Source organism: Planktothrix sp. (assembly GCF_046067725.1).
Taxonomy (GTDB): Bacteria; Cyanobacteriota; Cyanobacteriia; order Cyanobacteriales; family Microcoleaceae; genus Planktothrix.
On sequence record NZ_JBJUDF010000089.1, the window covers coordinates 1 to 2,500 of the forward strand.

Annotated in this window: 3 protein-coding genes; 2 read left to right on the forward strand and 1 reads right to left on the reverse strand. The window is 36.5% G+C overall.

What is annotated here, in order from left to right:
• Together hypB and ACKPEB_RS05155 are read left to right on the forward strand one after the other, a co-directional pair.
• Nucleotides 1-549 (forward strand): hydrogenase nickel incorporation protein HypB (hypB, locus tag ACKPEB_RS05150; RefSeq protein ID WP_408963764.1); only part of this gene is annotated, 549 nt, incomplete at its 5' end.
• 62 nt (nucleotides 550-611) lie between these two features.
• A complete protein-coding gene (locus ACKPEB_RS05155; protein ID WP_408963765.1) occupies nucleotides 612-938 on the forward strand; it encodes a DMT family transporter in 327 nt (108 codons plus the stop codon).
• Nucleotides 939-945: 7 nt separating this feature from the next.
• Here the strand turns inward: ACKPEB_RS05155 and ACKPEB_RS05160 are convergent, their stop codons facing one another.
• Nucleotides 946-2,223 (reverse strand): pentapeptide repeat-containing protein, encoded by a 1,278-nt coding sequence (locus tag ACKPEB_RS05160; protein WP_408963766.1) that lies wholly within the window; start codon nucleotides 2,221-2,223, stop codon nucleotides 946-948.
• Between the last annotated feature and the right edge of the window lie 277 nt (nucleotides 2,224-2,500).

Sequence of the window (2,500 nt, forward strand, 5' to 3'; positions counted from 1 at the left end):
AAAACCGCCTTTATTGAACGTACCTTAACCGATATTAATTCTCGGCTTCCGGGGGCGGTTATTGTGGGAGATTTAGCGACGGATAATGATGCTCAACGGTTAAGACGTTCAGGGGCGCAAGTCGTTCAAATTACCACCGGAAGCGTTTGTCATTTAGAAGCGGATATGGTTGCAAAAGCCCTGCCTAAAATTAACTTAGATCAGGTAAAATTATTAATTATTGAAAATGTCGGTAATTTAGTTTGTCCCGCCGCCTACGATTTAGGAGAAAACAAACGAATTGCGTTACTGTCTGTCACCGAAGGAGAAGACAAACCGTTAAAATATCCAACTTTATTTAAAACCGCAAATGTTGTAATTATTAATAAAATGGATCTTGCGGAAGCCGTCGGTTTTGACCGAGAATTAGCCTTAACTAATATTAAAAAAATCGTTCCCCAAGCTCAAATTTTTGAAGTGTCTGCAAAAACAGGTCAAGGGATGAATCAATGGTATCAATTTTTAGAAGAAGAGATTCAGGAAATCAGCGCCTTATTAACTGTAAAATAAAACTTTATGGGTGGTAGGGGTGGGTCTTCCCACCCTTAGCCTAGCTTGTTGAGCTTAAAAAAATGGGTTGGATTTATTTAATTTTAGCCGGATTATTTGAATTAGGGTTTTCTAGTTTTCTGAAACTCTCAGAAGGACTCACAAAACCCTATGCAATTATTACTTTTATTGGTTTTGGGGTGTTAAGTGTTGGGTTCCTGAGTAAAGCTATGCAAACCATTCCTCTGGGAACTGCTTATGCGGTTTGGACAGGAATTGGAGCATTAGGAACAGTAATTTTAGGAATCATTATTTTTAAAGATCCCATTAGTTTGGGGCAGTTATTTTTCCTAAGTTTGTTAGTCATTGCTTTAATTGGTTTAAAAGCGACTTCCTCCCAATTAAACTAATCGTTTTTTACTTTTCTTCTTCATTAACATAAATTCTTCCATTCGGCATAGTTGCTCCTTTTAACTGAGCATCTCGTAAATTTGCTCCTTCTAAATCTGCTCCTTTTAAGTTCGCTCCCCGTAAATTTGCTCCTTTTAAATAGGCATTTTTTAAGTTAGCTTTACTTAAATTTGCGCCTCGTAAATCTGCTCCTGCTAAATTCGCTTCTTGTAAATTAGCTCGTTCTAAATACGCGCCTAATAAGTTAGCTCGTTCTAATTTTGCTCCTTTTAAATTCGCTTTTTGTAACTCCGCATCTTCTAAACTCGCTCCTTCTAATACGGCATCAATGAATTGAGCATTATTCAAGTTCCCTTGATTCAGTTTAGCATAACCTAACTTAGCTTTTTCTAAATTAGCATTTTCTAAATTAACCTTTTCTAATTGAGCTAACCATAACACCGCTTGAGATAAATTCGCATCTTTTAAATTCGCTTGATTGAAAATCCCATTCCCTAAATTCGCTTGGGTTAAATTCGCCTCGGTTAAAACCGCATTTTGCAAGTTAGCTTGGGCTAAATTAGCATCTTCTAAAATAGCACCATTGAGATTCGCATTTTTTAATTGAGCTTGTTTTAAATTGGCTGAGGTTAAATCAGCCATTAAGAAATTAGCAGATTCTAAAATAGCACCTTCTAAATTAGCTTTGCGTAAATCAGCTTGTCTGAAGGTGGCATTATTGAGGTTCGCATTTTTTAAATTAGCTTGCCATAAATTCGCTTGTTGAAAATCAGCATTATTCAATTTTGCCCCCATTAAATTAGCATATCCTAAGTTAGCACTTGCCAATTGACTATCTCGTAAATCTGTTCCAGCTAAGGTTGCACCCCGTAAATCAGCTAACTCTAAATTAGCACCATTCAAATCAGCATTTTCTAAATTGGCTTTCCATAAATACGCTTCTCTCAAAGAAGCTTTTTTTAAATTAGCTTGACTTAAATTACATTCAGGACATTTATTTGTTGTTAATAAGGTTTCTTGCGGATTTAGGGGTTGTTTTTGGGTTGATGATGGGGTTAAATTAGACGTTTCTGTTTTCAAACGTTGACTCAGGCGACTATTTTCGACCCAAACCCAAATGGCTATTCCTGTACTCAAAACCGCCAAAACTGCTAACATAATATTAACAATGGCTTTCCTCGGTTTAGGGGTTAAAGAGTCTGATTCTGTTCCTAAATCCGATGATTTTAAACCAGGTAAGGTGTTTTTCGAGTCAAAGCGTTCTTTAGAGTTGGGTTCTAGCATTTGTTCTAATGATTTTAACCTTTCGGGTTTGCTCGCTGATAATCCTGTTTTACCTTTCATACCATGATTTTTTACCGATGAGGAGGGGGGTCTCTCTACAAACCCGGATAAATTTTTAACAATTTGGGATGTTTTGCTAAACCAATCTCCTAAAAAACATCATTATAGCTATAATAAAATTGTTCTGAGTTTGATCTATGTCACCTCCTTCTTCTGATCTCAATTCTCAATACTATCGCTTGCAACTAAAGATTCAAGGAACAGTGCAAGGCGTTGG